The following is a 15,155-nucleotide window of genomic DNA, read 5'->3' on the forward strand; positions in this document are numbered from 1 at the left end:
TCATGTCCGAGTATCGCTGCATTAACATTGATCAGGCCTGCGAACTGATCGACCAGGGCGCCCAAATTGTCGATATTCGCGACGAGGGCAGCTACAAGGAACTGCACATCAGCCAGTCCTATAACCTGAACAACCACAACATGCCCGAGTATATGGCCGAGGCAGACATGGATGCCCCGCTGATCGTCTGCTGCTACCACGGTATCAGCAGTCAGTCGGCAGCCGCCTATTTGGCACACCAGGGCTTTGACGAGGTGTACAGTCTGGACGGTGGTTTTGAGGCCTGGCGTGCCCAGTGCCCGGACCGTTGCGAACGCTGATGCAAATCTATCTGGTTGGCGGCGCCGTGCGTGACCGCCTGTTGGGGCTTGAGGTCAAGGACCGCGACTGGGTAGTCGTCGGTGCCACCCCGGAGGAAATGGGCCGGCTGGGCTACAGGGCCGTCGGCAGTGATTTCCCGGTATTCCTGCACCCGGATACCGCCGAAGAATATGCCCTCGCCCGCACCGAGCGAAAAAGCGGCAAGGGCTACACCGGCTTCACCTTTCATACCAGCCCGGATGTCACGCTTGAACAGGACCTGCTGCGACGCGACCTGACCATCAACGCCATCGCCGAAGACCTGAACGGTGAGCTGCATGATCCTTGCGGCGGACAAGCCGACCTGGAAGCACGCCTGCTGCGCCATGTTTCACCCGCATTTGTGGAAGACCCGCTGAGGGTATTGCGTGTTGCCCGTTTTTACGCCCGCTTTGCCCACCTGGGTTTCACCCTGGCACCGGAAACGGAAACCTTGCTGCGGGAGATCAGCGCCGGTGATGAACTGGAACACCTGACCCCCGAACGGGTATGGCAGGAGTGCGAACGTGCCTTGAGTACCCAATCCCCTGCCTGCTTTTTCAACCTGCTGCAGCATATCGGCGCACTGGATAAGCTGATGCCGGGGGCTGAACGTTACAACGCTACCCGTTTCCAGATGCTAACCGAGGCTGCCAATTTCGACAGTGAGCAGTGCTTTGCCCTCTTCGCTTTCAGCCTGACCGAATCTCAGCCGCTGGACAACGCTCTGGAGAGCATCCGGGCCTTGTGCCGCCACTGGCGCATTCCCAACCGCTTTCGTGATCTGGCCCTGCAGAGCCGCACCGGCCTGGACGAACTGGCCAGAATGGAAGAGATCACTGCCGAACAACGCCTGGCACTGCTCAAATGCTTTAGCCTTGTGCGTCAGCCGGAACGCCTGAACCGCCTGCTGCCTCTGATAGAACGGCTCTACCCCAACGTCGATATCGACCGGCTGGCGCAGCAAACGCAGGCACTGCTTCAGAGTATTGCCGCTATCGATAACCGTGCCCTGCAGGCCGAAGGCTTCAGTGGCAAGGCCCTGGGTGAGGCGATTCAGCAGCGCCAGCTGGACTGCTGCCGACTGTATGGAGAGATCGCATGAGTACGGCACCACGCGCCCTGATCACCGGTGCTGCACGCCGTATTGGCGCCTGCATCGCACGCCGCCTGCACCAACAGGGCTACGACCTGATTCTGCACTATCGCCAATCCAGCACTGATGCCGAGCAGCTGCGCGATGAATTGAACCGACAAAGAGCCGATTCCTGCATCTGCCTGCAGGCCGACCTGAACGATATGCAGGCGGTGGAGCAATTGGCGCAAGCCGTGCGGCAGCAGGGGCCACTCAGCCTGCTGGTCAACAACGCATCCACCTTTTATCCCACGCCCTTGCAGCAGGCAGCTCAGTCAGACTGGGACCAGCTGATCAACAGCAACCTGCGTGGCCCCTTCTTCCTCAGCAGCGCCCTGGCAACCTTGCTGGAAGCCTCTGGGGGAAGCATCGTGAACCTGGTCGATGTACATGCCGAGAAAGGACTGGGCGGCTACCCAATCTACTCCATTGCCAAGGCTGGCGTGAAGATGATGACGCTGAGTCTGGCGCGCGAACTGGCGCCGGCGGTGCGGGTAAATGGCGTCTCGCCCGGTGCCATCCTCTGGCCCGAAGCGGATGCGGAAATGGACGATGCTGCCCGTCAGGCCATTCTCGACAAGGTGCCTCTGCAACGCACAGGACGCCCCGAGGACATTGCCGAAGCCGTTGCCTTCCTGGCCTCGGCCGGCTACATCACCGGCCAGATTCTGGCGGTCGATGGCGGGCGCTCAATCTTCAGTTGAGGCCCGTGAGATCTGGCGACCACGCCAGTTGAAGTCGATCGGCCAGAGTTTCTGGGCACGGTCATACGCCTGCCAGAGCTCGGCATAGCAGGTCTGCAGTACCGGGTGCTTTTGCTCAGGCGCAATCTCAGCCAGCGGCAAGAGCACAAACGCGTTCTCGGTAATCTCGTCGCGCGGCACCTGCACCCCCTCTTGCGGGTGGTCCAGATCACCATAGGTCAGAACATCGATATCCAGCGTTCGACCACTGAAACGCGGCCCGGACCGGTCCCGGCCGTTATCGTCTTCAACCTGCTTCAACCAGGCGGACAGCTCGGCCAATCCCAGAGGGCAGTCGATACCTACTACCAGATTATAAAAGTTGGTGCCGGCAAACCCCACGGCTTCGCTTTCATACACCGACGAAATTTCGATCTCGCCGAACCGGTCTGCCAGCGCATCCAGTGCTGCCGTAATGTGGCGCTCCCTGTCCCGATTGCTGCCAAGGCTCAGGTAGACATGTGGCATCAGCTGCGTTCTCCTCGCTCGATCACAACACCCACATCCTTGGCACCGCGCACGGCACCGGGCTTGCTCAGGCGCAAGCGCAGCCAGGGCACGTCGAATTCACTCAAGACGATCTGGGAGATCTCTTCTGCCATGGTTTCCACCAGCAGGAACTCGCTTTCACTGATAAAACTGATCAGGCGCTTGGAGACGGATTTATAGTTGAGCGTCTGCTCAATATCTTCTGTGGATGCAGCGGCCCGAATATCGGTGCCCATTTCCAGATCCAGGCTGACAGTCTGGCGCACTTCGCGCTCCCAGTCATAGATGCCAATGACGGTCTCAACTTCCAATTCGCGAATATAAACGATATCCATCCTGCCTCCGCTGGGGACCGATTGAGGCCCGGTCCGAGCTTGTATATGCTTGTTTCAAGACTGTTAATCTACCACGCCAGCCACGGCCGGCGCACGACTGGACGTCAATATGCCCGAAGGGTCCGACTGGATATTGCTGCTGACTGCCTACCTGCTGGGGTCCATCCCCAGTGCGGTGCTTGTCTGCAAAGCCATGGGCCTTGAGGACCCGCGCCAGGCCGGATCCAAGAACCCCGGTGCCACCAATGTCATGCGCCTGGGCGGGCGCCAGGCCGCAATCCTTACGCTTTCGGGCGACCTCAGCAAGGGCGCGGCCGCCATCCTGCTGGCGATTCTGGTCGGGGCCGACATCACCCTGCGCGGCTGGGCCATGCTGGCCGCCGTGTGCGGCCACCTGTTTCCGTTCTTCTCCAGCCTGCGCGGCGGCAAGGGCGTTGCCACCACGCTGGGCTGCACACTGCTGCTGAGCTGGCCTCTTGCCCTGTGTCAGCTGTTATTCTGGGGGCTGATTTTCCTGCTTGGTCGCATCTCGTCACTGGCGTCCATCGCCACCGCGATCATTACCCCGCTGTTCTGCTATCTGACCACACCGGCATTGACGCTGACCTTCAGCCTGACCTCAGCGATATTGATCCTCAGACACAGCAGCAACATCCGCAAGCTGGTGGCCGGGCGCGAGCACCGCTTTTAATCCCTGCACAGAATCAGATCGACTCCAGTGTGTCCATCGGCCAGCGCGGGCGTGCTATTATGGTCAGATCTGCCTGCTGACCGGCCAACAAACGCTGACAGCCGGCATAGGCAATCATGGCGCCGTTATCGGTACAGAACTCGGGGCGTGCATAGAACAGACCCGACTTCTCCTTGCGAACCACCTCATCCAGACGCTCACGCAGTCGCTTGTTGGCGCTGACACCGCCGGCAATCACCAGCTGCTTCATGCCGGTCTGCTGCAGGGCACGGCGACATTTTATAGCCAGGGTTTCCACCACTGCTTCTTCAAACGCAAAGGCGATATCGGCCATGGTCTGCGCATCAATTTGACCGTTCTCGTCACGCTCGGCATTGGCGGTATTCAGGGTGAAGGTTTTCAGGCCGGAAAAACTGAAATCCAGACCCGGACGGTCGGTCATCGGACGCGGGAAGCGATAGCGGCCCGGCGTGCCCTGCTCGGCCAGCTTGGCGATCAGCGGGCCACCGGGATAATCCAGCCCCAACATTTTGGCTGCCTTGTCGAAGGCTTCACCGGCCGCATCATCCAGTGACTCGCCCATCAGCTCGTACTGGCCAATGCCCTTAACACTGACCAGCTGGGTATGCCCACCGGATACCAGCAACGCCACGAACGGGAAAGCAGGCGGGTTGTCTTCCAGCATCGGCGCCAGCAGATGCCCTTCCATATGGTGGACCGCAATGGCCGGCACGCCCAAACCAAGAGCCAGTGCGCGCCCGGTAGATGCACCGACCATCAGGGCACCGATCAGACCCGGGCCAGAGGTGTAGGCCACCGCGTCCAGGTCCTTGAGTTCCAGCTCCGCCTTGGCCATCACTTCCCGAATCAGCGGCAGCAGTTTGCGCACATGGTCTCGTGAGGCCAACTCGGGCACCACACCACCGTATTCGGCATGCATTTTTACCTGGCTGTAGAGGGCGTCGGACAGCAGTCCGCGCTCGCTGTCGTACAGCGCCACACCGGTTTCATCACAGGAAGTTTCAATGCCCAGCACTCGCATAGCGGCCTCGTCAATTAAAGCAGATCGAACAGCTTGCCATTATCCCTGCTGTGGGCCGCAAAATACAGTCTCGATCACTTTACATGGCTGGGGGGCTTCACTAGAATATGCCGCCTTAATCTCTATCATTGCGATAGGTACATTCACCCCAACCACTAAAGGGAGCATTCAATGCCTCAGGTTAAAGTTAAAGATAACGAGCCGTTCGACGTAGCTCTGCGTCGTTTCAAGCGTTCTTGCGAAAAAGCCGGCATCCTGGCTGAAGTTCGTCGTCGTGAGCACTACGAAAAGCCGACTTCTGTTCGTAAGCGTAAAGCAGCTGCTGCCGTTAAGCGTCACGCCAAGAAACTGCAGCGTGAAACTTCTCGTCGCGTACGTCTGTACTGATTTAACACTCTGTTAAGCTAACCAAGCACACTCGAAGGAGCATCCCATGTCTGATCTGAAAGCAACCATTACAGAACAGATGAAAGATGCCATGCGCGCCAAGGACAAAGCACGTCTTGGCACAATTCGCCTGATTCTGGCGGAATTGAAGCGTATCGAGGTGGACGAGCGTATCGAACTCGATGACGCCCGCGTCCTGACCGTGCTGGACAAGATGGTCAAACAGAGAAGAGACTCCATTACCCAGTACGAGGCGGCTGAGCGACCCGAACTGGCAGAGAAGGAGCAGCAGGAGCTGGAGGTGATTAAAACTTTCCTGCCGCAGCCACTCAGCGACGCTGAGATTACTCAGATTATTGATGACGCCATCGCCGAATCCGGCGCCAGCTCCATGCAGGACATGGGCAAAGTGATGGCAATCGTCAAACCCCAGGTACAGGGTCGAGCCGACATGGGCAAGATTTCCGGCCTGGTGAAGCAGAAACTCTAAGGGTCCGCATACGCTGACCTGTCCGCGGAGCGAACATGGCAGGTCGAATACCCCAACACTTCATTGACGACCTTCTGGCCCGCATCAACATCGTTGATGTCATTGATGGTCGCGTCAAGCTGAAACGCGCAGGCAAGAACTACTCTGGCCTCTGCCCGTTCCACAAGGAAAAGAGCCCCTCCTTCTCGGTTAGCCCCGACAAGCAGTTTTATTATTGTTTCGGTTGCGGTGCCGGTGGCAACGCGCTCGGCTTCCTGATGGAATATGACCGCCTTAACTTCCCCGAAGCCGTTGAAGAGCTGGCCAAGCTCGCCGGCATGGACGTTCCCCGCGAAGAAGGCAGACCCGTCGACCATCAGCGCGAACAGCGCCTCAAGCGCCAGTTTGAAGCCCTGGAGCAGGCCAACACCTTTTTCCAGCAGCAGCTGCGCCAATCCCCGGAACGCGAGCGTGCGGTCAACTATCTCAAGCAGCGTGGACTCAGCGGCCAGATTGCCGCCGCCTTTGGTATCGGTTATGCCCCGCCCGGCTGGGATAACCTGATGAACCACTTCTCGGCTGTGGATAACGCCACCGAACTGCTGGAACAGTCCGGCATGGTGATCCACAACGAAGAAAAAGCCAGTCACTACGACCGTTTCCGCGATCGCATCATGTTTCCGATCCGCGATGTACGGGGCCGGGTGCTCGGCTTTGGTGGCCGCGTACTGGGCGACGACAAACCCAAATACCTGAACTCGCCGGAAACCCCGACCTTCCACAAGGGCCGCGAGCTCTACGGCCTCTACGAGGCCCGCCAGCACAGCAACCACCTGGACCGCCTGCTGATTGTGGAAGGCTACATGGACGTGGTCAGCCTGGCCCAGCACGGCATCCACTGGTCGGTCGCCACACTGGGCACCGCCACCACCGCCCAGCACCTGGAGCGCCTGTTCAAACTAGTCCCGGAAGTGATCTTCTGCTTTGACGGCGACCAGGCTGGCCGCACCGCCGCACTGCGGGCACTGCACACCACGCTGCCAGTGATCAAGGATGGCCAGGAAGCACGCTTCCTGTTCCTGCCCGACGGTGAAGACCCGGATACTCTGGTGCGTCAGGAAGGTGAAGCCGCCTTCAGCGAACGCGTCACCCAGGCACTACCGCTGAGCGAGTTTTTCTTTAAGTCACTAACCGAAGATGCCGACCTCAGCAGCATGGACGGCCGTGCCCGCTTCAGCAACACCGCCCTGCCCCTTATCCAGTCCATGCAGCCGGGCTTGCTGAAGCAGATGATGATGGACCGTATTTGCGAAATCACCGGCCTGTCACTGGAGCAACTGGGCAGCGTAATCGACCTGCACCAGGTCACCCAGCCCAGCCAGGAGCAGCCGCCACCGGAACAGTACACCCCGTCACCGGCGCCACGCTATGACGAACCCAGAGCACCGAGCTACGAGCCAACTCCACAGCGGCAGTCAACACGTCAGCAGTCACGACACCTGGTCAACCAGGCCATTTCGATTCTGCTGCACCAGCCCTCGCTGGCGACACAGGCACCCAAGGCCGAGGAGTTCGTGCTGGTCGACGAGCCCAATATCAGCGTGCTGACCCACCTGCTGGAATACCTGCAGCAGACGCCCGGCAGCTCCCTGGGCACCCTGCTGGTGGACTGGCAGGACGATGACGCTCGCCGTGCCGACTTGATGCTGCTGAACGAAATTTCGCACCTGGACCCGATCCTGGGTAACACCAATGCCGCCAGCCTGTTACAGGACACGCTCAAGCGCATCCTGGCGCGCCGTGAGGACGCACAACTGGATCAGCTCTTGAAAAAATCCAGACAGTCCCCACTTACCAGTGAAGAGAAACAAACACTTCAGCAGTTGTTGATCAATCAGCGTAACTGACTGATGCAGGAAATCTTCGGCAAGCACCTGATTTCTGGTCTATTCTCCTAGCTATAGACTTTTTTACGCAGGTGCTGCGCTTATTGTTGTAGCTGCCGACAGCCTTTTTCGGTATAATGTCGCGCTCGCTTTTCCGCCACCAGTCACATCAGCTTTCATTCGTTGCAGGGGCTCTATGTCAGATAAATCCCAACAGCAGTCTCGACTTAAGGAACTGATCGCCCGAGGTAAAGAACAGGGCTATCTAACTTACGCCGAGGTTAACGATCATCTGCCGGAAGATATTGCCGATCCCGATCAGGTCGAAGATATCATCCGCATGATCAACGACATGGGTATTCGCGTTTCTGAAGAAGCGCCGGATGCCGAAGATCTGCTGCTGAGCGGCGGCGATTCTGCAGAAGAAGCCGACGAAGAAGCCGTTGCTGCACTGGCTGCCGTCGAGAATGATGCCGGCCGCACCACCGACCCCGTCCGCATGTACATGCGTGAAATGGGTACCGTGGAACTGCTGACCCGCGAAGGCGAAATCGATATCGCCAAGCGTATCGAAGAAGGCATCCGTGAAGTCATGATGGCACTGTCCCGCTTCCCGGGCAGCGTTGACATCATCCTGGACGCTTACAACAGCGTACTTCAGGAAGAAGGTCGCCTGAGCGATATCTTCAGTGGCTACATCGATCCTGATTCCGACATCCCTGCACCGGAAGCCGAAGCCCCCGTCGAAATCGAAGAAGATGAAGACGACGAGGACGATGATGACGACAAGGAAAAAGGTGACGACGACTCCAACGAAGAGAAGGAGCGTGGCCCCGACCCTGAAGAAGCACGTCAGCGCTTTGGTCTGATCCAGGAATCCCTGGACAACCTGAATGCGACCATCGAACGTGGCGGTTCTGCCGACGAAGTCGAATTTGCGGCCATGTCTCTGGCCAATGCCTTTGCGCCGATCAAGCTGTCCCCGCGCTACTACGACCTGCTGGTCCAGCGTGTGCGTGACTGTATCGACAGCATTCGCAAGCAGGAGCGCACCATCATGCGCATCTGCACCCAGCGCGCCAAAATGCCGCGCCCGCTGTTCATCAAGTCCTTCCCGGGCAACGAAACCAGCCAGGAATGGCTGGACGAACTGGTTAACAGCGACAAGCCTTTTGCTGCCCCGATCAAACGCAGCATGCCTGACCTGCAGCGCGCCCAGCGCCGCCTGCGCCAGGTAGAAGAAAACATCGGCCTACGCCTGGCTGATATCAAGGAGGTCAACCGCGACCTGTCCATTGGTGAAGCACGCGCTCGTCGTGCCAAGAAAGAGATGGTTGAGGCCAACCTGCGTCTGGTTATCTCTATCGCCAAGAAGTACACCAACCGCGGTCTGCAGTTCCTCGATCTGATCCAGGAAGGCAACATCGGCCTGATGAAGGCTGTGGACAAGTTTGAATACCGTCGTGGTTACAAGTTCTCCACCTACGCAACCTGGTGGATTCGTCAGGCCATCACCCGCTCCATTGCGGACCAGGCCCGTACCATCCGTATTCCGGTACACATGATCGAAACGATCAACAAGCTCAACCGTATCTCCCGCCAGATGCTGCAGGAGATGGGCCGCGAAGCGACTCCGGAAGAGCTGGCCGAGCGTATGGAAATGCCGGAAGACAAGATCCGCAAGGTGCTGAAGATCGCCAAAGAGCCGATCTCCATGGAAACCCCGATCGGTGACGACGAAGATTCCAGCCTGGGCGACTTTATCGAAGACACCACCCTGCACTCACCGGTGGATACTGCCACTGGCGAAGGCCTGCGTGAGTCTACGCGTGAAATCCTGTCCGGCCTCACTGCCCGTGAAGCCAAGGTACTGCGCATGCGTTTCGGTATCGACATGAACACTGACCACACCCTTGAGGAAGTGGGTAAACAGTTCGATGTTACCCGTGAACGTATCCGCCAGATCGAAGCCAAGGCGCTGCGCAAACTGCGTCACCCGAGCCGCTCCGATCACCTGCGTACCTTCATCGACGAATAATCGTTTAATTTCATCATATTGCGCCAATGATAGGACATGCTATCATTGGCGCGCACTCCCCGGGCCTATAGCTCAGTTGGTCAGAGCAGTGGACTCATAATCCATTGGTCGCAGGTTCAAGTCCTGCTGGGCCCACCATTAAAATCAAGGGGTTACGAACTTTCGGGTAATGGAGTAGTACCGAAAGTGTCCACAAAGTGTCCACATTTTTCACGGACCGGACAAAACACGGAGGTACTATGTGTCCAGCACCTCATGAGCGAATCGTTTTCGAACGCGCTCCCGATCCTGTCGATCCTCCTCCTCTCTGGCTTCAAATAGCACTTGGCGTTGCCGCCGGTGGCATCCTTCTCTTTCTTCTGTGGTTTGGTTACCAGAAATACCAGGAATACCGATTCGTCCGTTCGCTTGAAGCAGCTACCAATGCCTTGCATGGCAGCATGGAGAGAATGAATGAACAATCCCGTCAGGCGGCCGTAGAGCGCCGTAGAGCCCTCGAAGCACAAAACCAGGCCCGTCAGCAGCGTTTGGAAGAATCTCGCCTGAGAATGGAACAGGAGCGCATTGCAAGGGAAGTAAAGCTTGATGCCAAGCGAGATCGTGCAGAGTACATGAAGAAACTTTCAGACCCTAAGTGTCAGTTCTGGATGGATAACCTTCGTTCAACTGGCAGTGAAAAAGCCAAAGTCATGGTTAGTTACCATTGTCCAAATTAGCTTGGAGACTAATATGTTTTTTTTGATTTTTTCTTTAGCAATAGTATTACTTTATTCATTCGTTTATATTTACTATTTAATAGAAAATAGGAAAATTAAAAATAATGATATTAAATTAAAAGTATCAGAAACTAGAATTCATTTTAAGCATGCTAATTCTAATAAAATATTAGATGATGAATATGTTGTAAAAAAAATCAAAAGTTATAATTTAGATCAATCAAAAATTCATGTAATTAAATTTCGTTTTAATGAAAGCTTATTTAAAAACGTAATTCTTAAAAAAGAAAAATCAGGTTTAATTGAGAAAATATTCAGATTCATTAGTTTCATTCCTTTTCCTATTCCTTCTCCTCTTTTTCTTTATCTAACTGCCAAAAGGTTACTGGTGTCATCCAATCAAGAAAATCGTAATACTATTATTGGACTTATGGTGATTGAGAAGATAAAAAAGCACCGACTGCTACAGATGATATTAATTTTTTCATTTTTATTTCTAGGCCTTATATCACATTTCAATCTTGCAGATTATAATATATACGCTGCATTTTTTATTTTTTCCATGATTTTAATTATTCAACTTGATCACATATTGATCGACTATAGAGTAAAAAAAGGAATCTATGGTAATAATGAATTTGAGTCACGTGAAATAATAGACTTTATACTGAGCCATTCAGATAAAGATGACTTTCATGATGGAGGTGTTGCAAAAAAAATAATACCCGAACCTGATGAAATTATTGAGAAAGTCAATGAAATTGAAGGTAGGAGGGCTTAGTTTGAATTACGATCTTACATTGTTATTACGAAAAGTCTTTGATGTGCTTTTAGTAAAAAACCCTATTGGAACAGGACTCGGGGTTCTATTAGGAATAGCACTTCAGGGCTTAGTAGGCCTATTTACACCAACTCTTAAAACAATCTTATATCTTGATTTCTCTCGATTGACATACTTGCATTATATTTCATTTAGCGTTTTCTCCTTCAATATAAAAACCTTCCTTAGTAAAGATAAAGTTGATCCATCTATAGAAAGAATATTTGACTTTATAAAAGAAAGCGAAAAAGATGGTAAGATAGATAAAGAGACTGCCCATAAGTATTATAATCAACTTTGCAGTGAGATTGTCAGCAGAGTTGTTATTGAAAGTGATGGTTTTAATGAGAAAGCAGATGTTGATGTTAATAATGGTTGAATGGGTTAAGCTTTATAACATCAAAGAAATGCTCTGGTGCCAAATGCGCGTACCTCATTGTCATTTGAATGGAGGCATGCCCAAGAACTTTTTGCAGCGTCAGTAGGTTACCTCCATTCATCATAAAATGACTAGCAAATGTATGCCGGAGGACGTGGGTTCTCTGCCCCTTCGGCAGCTCTATACCTGAATCTGCCAATGCGTTGGTAAACGACTGGTAACAGTTACCGAAAAGCCGGCCACTTCTTCTCGTTTTGATCTCGCGATAAAGATTTTCTGTAATTGGAACTGTTCGGTTCTTGCCACTTTTAGTTCGGTGGTAAGTGATTTGATTGTTCTTAACCTGAGTTGCAGTAAGCCCCTCAGCCTCCGACCACCGCGCACCAGTTGCTAAACATACCTTGGCCACTTTGATGGCATCAGGGTTACGCCTATTGGCCAGCTGTTCCAGGAGTAGCTGTATTTCTTCTTTGCTTAGCCAGGTCAGTTCTCGCTCATCCACTTTTAGCGGGCGAACGTTCTTCAGCGGATTCTCCTTGTCCCAATGATCCAGCCTGATCAGTTCGTTAAACACTGCACGCAAGTATGCCAACTCATGGTTGAGCGTATTGGCGGTAACCTCAGTGGACCGGCCTGATCGGTAGGTCGTGAAATCGACACCACGTATCTCTGCAGCCACAGGGTTGCCCATCATGGAGCAGATATTTTCCAGAACGGACCGTCTCCGCTCCCCATCCTTCAGGTGCTGCCCATGCAGGCGGTACCATTCTTGAATGAGTTCAAACAATCGGCGGTGGTCTTGTTTCGGCGGTTGCCAGTCGGGTTGCAGGGTGTGCTGGTGTTTCATCCAGGCTTCCCAACGCAGCCCCTCGGCTTTGGTTTTGCAGATTTTGCGGTAACGTTTACCGTTTCGACCGGCTGGACGAATATCGACCAACCAGCCAGATGCGACTTTCTCAATGGCCATGCCCGGGCTTACTCCCTGTACTGCTGAACCAGGCGCCGCGAATCCTTTCGGCCAGTACGTATCCCTTCCCTACCCGTTGTAAGCCTCTCTCATTTCTTCAATTTCAGGGCTCACTTGTCCGGCAGACGGTAACGTATTACCCGAAGCGATCCAAAGCGCATATTCAGGGAATACTGAACACAAAGCCTCGACTTCTTCAGCCCTAGCCCTGCCTCCAGTCTTCCTAACTGTTGTCCACCTTGAATACTTGATCCCTGTCTCTGCAGCGATCTCTTCTGTGGTCTTGCCGCAAGTGTTTAGCACACAGCGAATGCGATCGTCTATGTTCATTTTCTAGAAATTATCTCTTGACATATCTCCTATCAATCCTAACATTGGACCTAGAAGATAGTTCTAGTTAATAAAGCTAGTCATTAAACGCCATTGATTGTCAGTATAAAGGTAAAACGCCATGAACGCCCCCGTACACAACCTGATACCCGCTTCACTTCCCTTTGTTCCGATTATGGATCGCGGTCGCTTCGCTGAACTGATCGGCGTCTCCGAAGACACCCTGAACGGCATGATCAAACGTGGGTACATTCCCACCATCACCCCCAGCAACGGCGACGAACGCGCCCGCCGCTCCTTCGTGAACGTGGCCAAGATCATGGCCGACTGCATGGAGGCTATCTAATGACTGCTCAACTGACACTACTCACCCCTGCTGAATACCACCAGGCCGAGTCCGACCGTCTTGCCGCTATGCAGGGCTATGAGTGCACCTTCGCCATGTTCTCTGAAGTGGCGGCTGAATCCTGTCGTTTGGTGACTCAGGGTGTGGATATTCACTGTGAGATTAACGTGCACGGCTTGTATCTCGTCATCTGCGCCCCTGTGCCTGATGGCCCTTTGTGCGTCCGTAACTACCACGTCGATGCTTCCAACGCTGCTCATCGTGTTGGAAGAGGCCACACCCTCTCCAGTAATCGGCCCTTTGGTTCTGATGTATGCGTTACAGATCGTTTCACCATCCGTTTTGATGCACCTCTGTCTGAGGTTGAGCCCGTCATTGAAACCATCCTGCGCCGCTTTGCCTTGATGGATCGCAACATAGACGCCTGTCGAGTCAAGGAGGTGGCAGCATGACCAGCCTGATTCTGACATTGCTCTACGCGCTGGCCGTCACTGTGTATATCCGCTTTTACAGTGATACCGACATGCCATTTGAAATGATGGTTGCCGGTTGGATCGGTGCTGTTCTGGCCTTCCTCCTGGTCGAACTCTTCGGCTTTGTAAGCCAGCGCATTTCTTACTACCTCTGGAAGCGTAAACAGGACGCTTCCTCACCCTCTCCCACTACTCAGGGCTGCACCCCTGAAGGGGGCGTCAGTGCTGATAGTACTGACGACAATTCGACTGGCGGCGTAACCGCCCCCGAGGTCACATGGCGTGCCTCGGGTTCTCATTCCAGGGAGGAGATTGCATGAAAGTGCTCATTGCATGCGAGTACTCAGGTCGAGTCCGTGATGCCTGGCTAAAACTCGGTCACCAGGCAATTAGTTGCGATCTTCTCCCAACTGAAACCAATGGGCCTCACTACCTGGGAGATGTGCAAGACCTGCTCACCCAGGAGTGGGATGTGATCATCGCGCATCCGCCCTGTACCCGCCTGGCAAACTCGGGCGTTCGCTGGCTGCATCAGCGTGATCTCTGGGATGAACTGGATGAGGCCTGCGAGTTCTTCAATCTGTTTCTGGACCACCCATGTTCCAGGGTCGTGGTTGAGAACCCTATCCCCCATAAGTATGCGGTTGAACGTCTGTCCCGAAACTATGACCAGCTGATTCAGCCCTGGCAATTTGGCCATGGTGAAACCAAAGCCACTTGCCTTTGGCTCAAGGGATTACCGCCCCTGATGCCTACCGAAATTGTTTCAGGCCGTGAACAACGGATTCACCGTGCCAGCCCGGGGCCTGAACGCTGGAAGGAGCGCAGCCGAACCTTTACCGGTATTGCCAGTGCAATGGCCGAACAATGGAGCCGTTGCTGCCTCCAGGAAGGTGCCGCATGAATAAGCGGCTTCGCCAACTCGTTAAACCGGCTGAGGCCATGGGCCTGTGTCTTGTCTGCGGACAGCATGAGTGCAACTGCCCGCCGGTACCGGAACACATGACCAAGCAACCGCGCCCGCTCTGGACCTTCGGCGGTCGCGTCGCTCGCTGGTCCGTTTGTAAATGCGGTGCCCTGCTCGCGGTGCCGAACGCTTACCCCGTTAAATGCCCTGACTGCGGCGAACTGAACTGAGGAATACACCATGAACATCACCATGACTGCTGACGTTATCCAGGCAAGCCGTTACGACATGGACGGCAACAAGGGCGGCTCCATCATCGCCACGCAGAAATCGGACGGCTCCAACCCTGACCGTGTCGGCCTTGAGCTGATGAAGCTGGCCTGTGACTACGCAACCGTCGATCTGCTGCGTGAGCACCTGCCCTGCAAATGCGAGATCGTTGCCCAGCCCACCCAGGGGGCGGGACAGAAGATGGCCTTCAAGGTCCTGTCCATCAAACCGGCAGGCACCAAAGCCGCAGCGTGAACAATCAGCGCCCTCGGTTCGGCGGGAGACGCGCAGCGTCTCATGACCGAACGGCGCAAGAGGCAGAGGGCGCACTAGGGCACGCAACGCGGTGAATCACGACAAGCGTCATACAAGGTTTTAGGAAACATGTTTTTA

General features: G+C 54.7%; 21 protein-coding genes and 1 tRNA gene. 18 read left to right on the forward strand and 4 right to left on the reverse strand.

The features are described 5' to 3' along the window. Positions 1-2 precede the first annotated feature (2 nt). The 3 genes from glpE to BW956_RS04695 are packed head-to-tail and all read left to right on the forward strand — an operon-like array spanning position 3 to position 2,178. On the forward strand, positions 3-320 hold the full coding sequence (glpE, locus tag BW956_RS04685; RefSeq protein ID WP_076461191.1) for a thiosulfate sulfurtransferase GlpE: 318 nt from the start codon (positions 3-5) through the stop codon (positions 318-320). Beyond that, positions 320-1,444 carry a tRNA nucleotidyltransferase/poly(A) polymerase-related protein gene (locus tag BW956_RS22720; RefSeq protein ID WP_076461193.1) on the forward strand — a complete coding sequence of 375 codons (1,125 nt, stop codon included), beginning with the start codon at positions 320-322 and terminating at the stop codon, positions 1,442-1,444. Before glpE ends, BW956_RS22720 begins: the two co-directional genes overlap by 1 nt. Then, complete coding sequence (locus BW956_RS04695) at positions 1,441-2,178, forward strand: pteridine reductase (protein ID WP_076461195.1); 738 nt, start codon at positions 1,441-1,443, stop codon at positions 2,176-2,178. The genes BW956_RS22720 and BW956_RS04695 overlap by 4 nt, the downstream gene beginning before the upstream one ends. Here the strand turns inward: BW956_RS04695 and folK are convergent. Together folK and folB are read right to left on the reverse strand one after the other, a co-directional pair. After that, positions 2,164-2,685: a 2-amino-4-hydroxy-6-hydroxymethyldihydropteridine diphosphokinase gene (gene folK, locus BW956_RS04700; RefSeq protein WP_076461197.1), complete on the reverse strand. Its 522-nt coding sequence runs from the start codon at positions 2,683-2,685 to the stop codon at positions 2,164-2,166. The two genes, BW956_RS04695 and folK, sit on opposite strands and share 15 nt — an antisense overlap. Next, complete coding sequence (gene folB, locus BW956_RS04705) at positions 2,685-3,041, reverse strand: dihydroneopterin aldolase (protein WP_076461198.1); 357 nt, start codon at positions 3,039-3,041, stop codon at positions 2,685-2,687. The genes folK and folB overlap by 1 nt, the downstream gene beginning before the upstream one ends. A 109-nt stretch (positions 3,042-3,150) precedes the next feature. Between folB and plsY the strand changes: the two genes are divergently transcribed. Beyond that, positions 3,151-3,732, forward strand: a complete 582-nt coding sequence (gene plsY / locus BW956_RS04710; RefSeq protein ID WP_010322911.1) for a glycerol-3-phosphate 1-O-acyltransferase PlsY — start codon at positions 3,151-3,153, stop codon at positions 3,730-3,732. 13 nt (positions 3,733-3,745) lie between these two features. On the opposite strand, the gene tsaD is transcribed toward plsY, so the two are convergent. Further along, positions 3,746-4,774, reverse strand: a complete 1,029-nt coding sequence (gene tsaD / locus BW956_RS04715; protein ID WP_076461200.1) for a tRNA (adenosine(37)-N6)-threonylcarbamoyltransferase complex transferase subunit TsaD — start codon at positions 4,772-4,774, stop codon at positions 3,746-3,748. 171 nt (positions 4,775-4,945) lie between these two features. On the opposite strand from tsaD, the gene rpsU reads away from it, so the two are divergent. The 8 genes from rpsU to BW956_RS04755 all read left to right on the forward strand — a co-directional run bounded on the left by rpsU (position 4,946) and on the right by BW956_RS04755 (position 11,469). Further along, on the forward strand, positions 4,946-5,161 hold the full coding sequence (gene rpsU / locus BW956_RS04720; protein ID WP_010322913.1) for a 30S ribosomal protein S21: 216 nt from the start codon (positions 4,946-4,948) through the stop codon (positions 5,159-5,161). A gap of 46 nt (positions 5,162-5,207) precedes the next feature. Next, a complete protein-coding gene (locus BW956_RS04725) occupies positions 5,208-5,651 on the forward strand; it encodes a GatB/YqeY domain-containing protein (protein WP_010322914.1) in 444 nt (147 codons plus the stop codon). Between the two features lie 35 nt (positions 5,652-5,686). Continuing rightward, positions 5,687-7,537, forward strand: a complete 1,851-nt coding sequence (gene dnaG, locus BW956_RS04730; RefSeq protein ID WP_076461202.1) for a DNA primase — start codon at positions 5,687-5,689, stop codon at positions 7,535-7,537. A 175-nt stretch (positions 7,538-7,712) separates the two neighbouring features. Beyond that, positions 7,713-9,554 carry an RNA polymerase sigma factor RpoD gene (gene rpoD, locus BW956_RS04735; protein ID WP_076461204.1) on the forward strand — a complete coding sequence of 614 codons (1,842 nt, stop codon included), beginning with the start codon at positions 7,713-7,715 and terminating at the stop codon, positions 9,552-9,554. Between the two features lie 61 nt (positions 9,555-9,615). Further along, positions 9,616-9,692, forward strand: a tRNA-Ile gene (locus tag BW956_RS04740). Positions 9,693-9,793: 101 nt separating this feature from the next. After that, the gene (locus BW956_RS04745) at positions 9,794-10,270 is read left to right on the forward strand and encodes a hypothetical protein (RefSeq protein ID WP_076461206.1); all 477 of its coding nucleotides are present in this window, start codon (positions 9,794-9,796) and stop codon (positions 10,268-10,270) included. 13 nt (positions 10,271-10,283) lie between these two features. Next, positions 10,284-11,051, forward strand: a complete 768-nt coding sequence (locus BW956_RS04750) for a hypothetical protein (protein WP_076461208.1) — start codon at positions 10,284-10,286, stop codon at positions 11,049-11,051. Then, entirely contained in the window at positions 11,026-11,469 is a 444-nt protein-coding gene (locus BW956_RS04755; protein ID WP_076461210.1) for a hypothetical protein, read from the forward strand. The genes BW956_RS04750 and BW956_RS04755 overlap by 26 nt, the downstream gene beginning before the upstream one ends. On the opposite strand, the gene BW956_RS04760 is transcribed toward BW956_RS04755, so the two are convergent. Beyond that, complete coding sequence (locus BW956_RS04760) at positions 11,456-12,436, reverse strand: phage integrase (RefSeq protein WP_076461212.1); 981 nt, start codon at positions 12,434-12,436, stop codon at positions 11,456-11,458. The genes BW956_RS04755 and BW956_RS04760 overlap by 14 nt on opposite strands. Before the next feature lie 451 nt (positions 12,437-12,887). Here BW956_RS04760 and BW956_RS04770 point away from each other — a divergent pair, with 451 nt between their 5' ends. Genes BW956_RS04770 through BW956_RS04790 form a run of 6 tightly spaced genes read left to right on the forward strand, consistent with a single transcriptional unit; the run spans position 12,888 to position 15,017 of the window. Next, positions 12,888-13,112, forward strand: coding sequence for a hypothetical protein (locus BW956_RS04770; protein ID WP_076461216.1), 225 nt, complete (start codon positions 12,888-12,890; stop codon positions 13,110-13,112). Further along, on the forward strand, positions 13,112-13,564 hold the full coding sequence (locus BW956_RS04775) for a hypothetical protein (RefSeq protein ID WP_076461218.1): 453 nt from the start codon (positions 13,112-13,114) through the stop codon (positions 13,562-13,564). The genes BW956_RS04770 and BW956_RS04775 overlap by 1 nt, the downstream gene beginning before the upstream one ends. Beyond that, a complete protein-coding gene (locus tag BW956_RS04780; protein ID WP_076461220.1) occupies positions 13,561-13,905 on the forward strand; it encodes a hypothetical protein in 345 nt (114 codons plus the stop codon). Before BW956_RS04775 ends, BW956_RS04780 begins: the two co-directional genes overlap by 4 nt. Continuing rightward, entirely contained in the window at positions 13,902-14,489 is a 588-nt protein-coding gene (locus tag BW956_RS04785; protein WP_076461222.1) for a hypothetical protein, read from the forward strand. Before BW956_RS04780 ends, BW956_RS04785 begins: the two co-directional genes overlap by 4 nt. After that, the gene (locus BW956_RS22185) at positions 14,486-14,722 is read left to right on the forward strand and encodes a hypothetical protein (RefSeq protein ID WP_139327121.1); all 237 of its coding nucleotides are present in this window, start codon (positions 14,486-14,488) and stop codon (positions 14,720-14,722) included. Before BW956_RS04785 ends, BW956_RS22185 begins: the two co-directional genes overlap by 4 nt. 10 nt (positions 14,723-14,732) lie before the next feature. Beyond that, a complete protein-coding gene (locus BW956_RS04790) occupies positions 14,733-15,017 on the forward strand; it encodes a hypothetical protein (RefSeq protein WP_076461224.1) in 285 nt (94 codons plus the stop codon). The last annotated feature ends 138 nt before the right edge of the window (positions 15,018-15,155 follow it).

The organism is Marinobacterium stanieri (assembly GCF_900155945.1).
Taxonomy (GTDB): domain Bacteria; phylum Pseudomonadota; class Gammaproteobacteria; order Pseudomonadales; family Balneatricaceae; genus Marinobacterium; species Marinobacterium stanieri.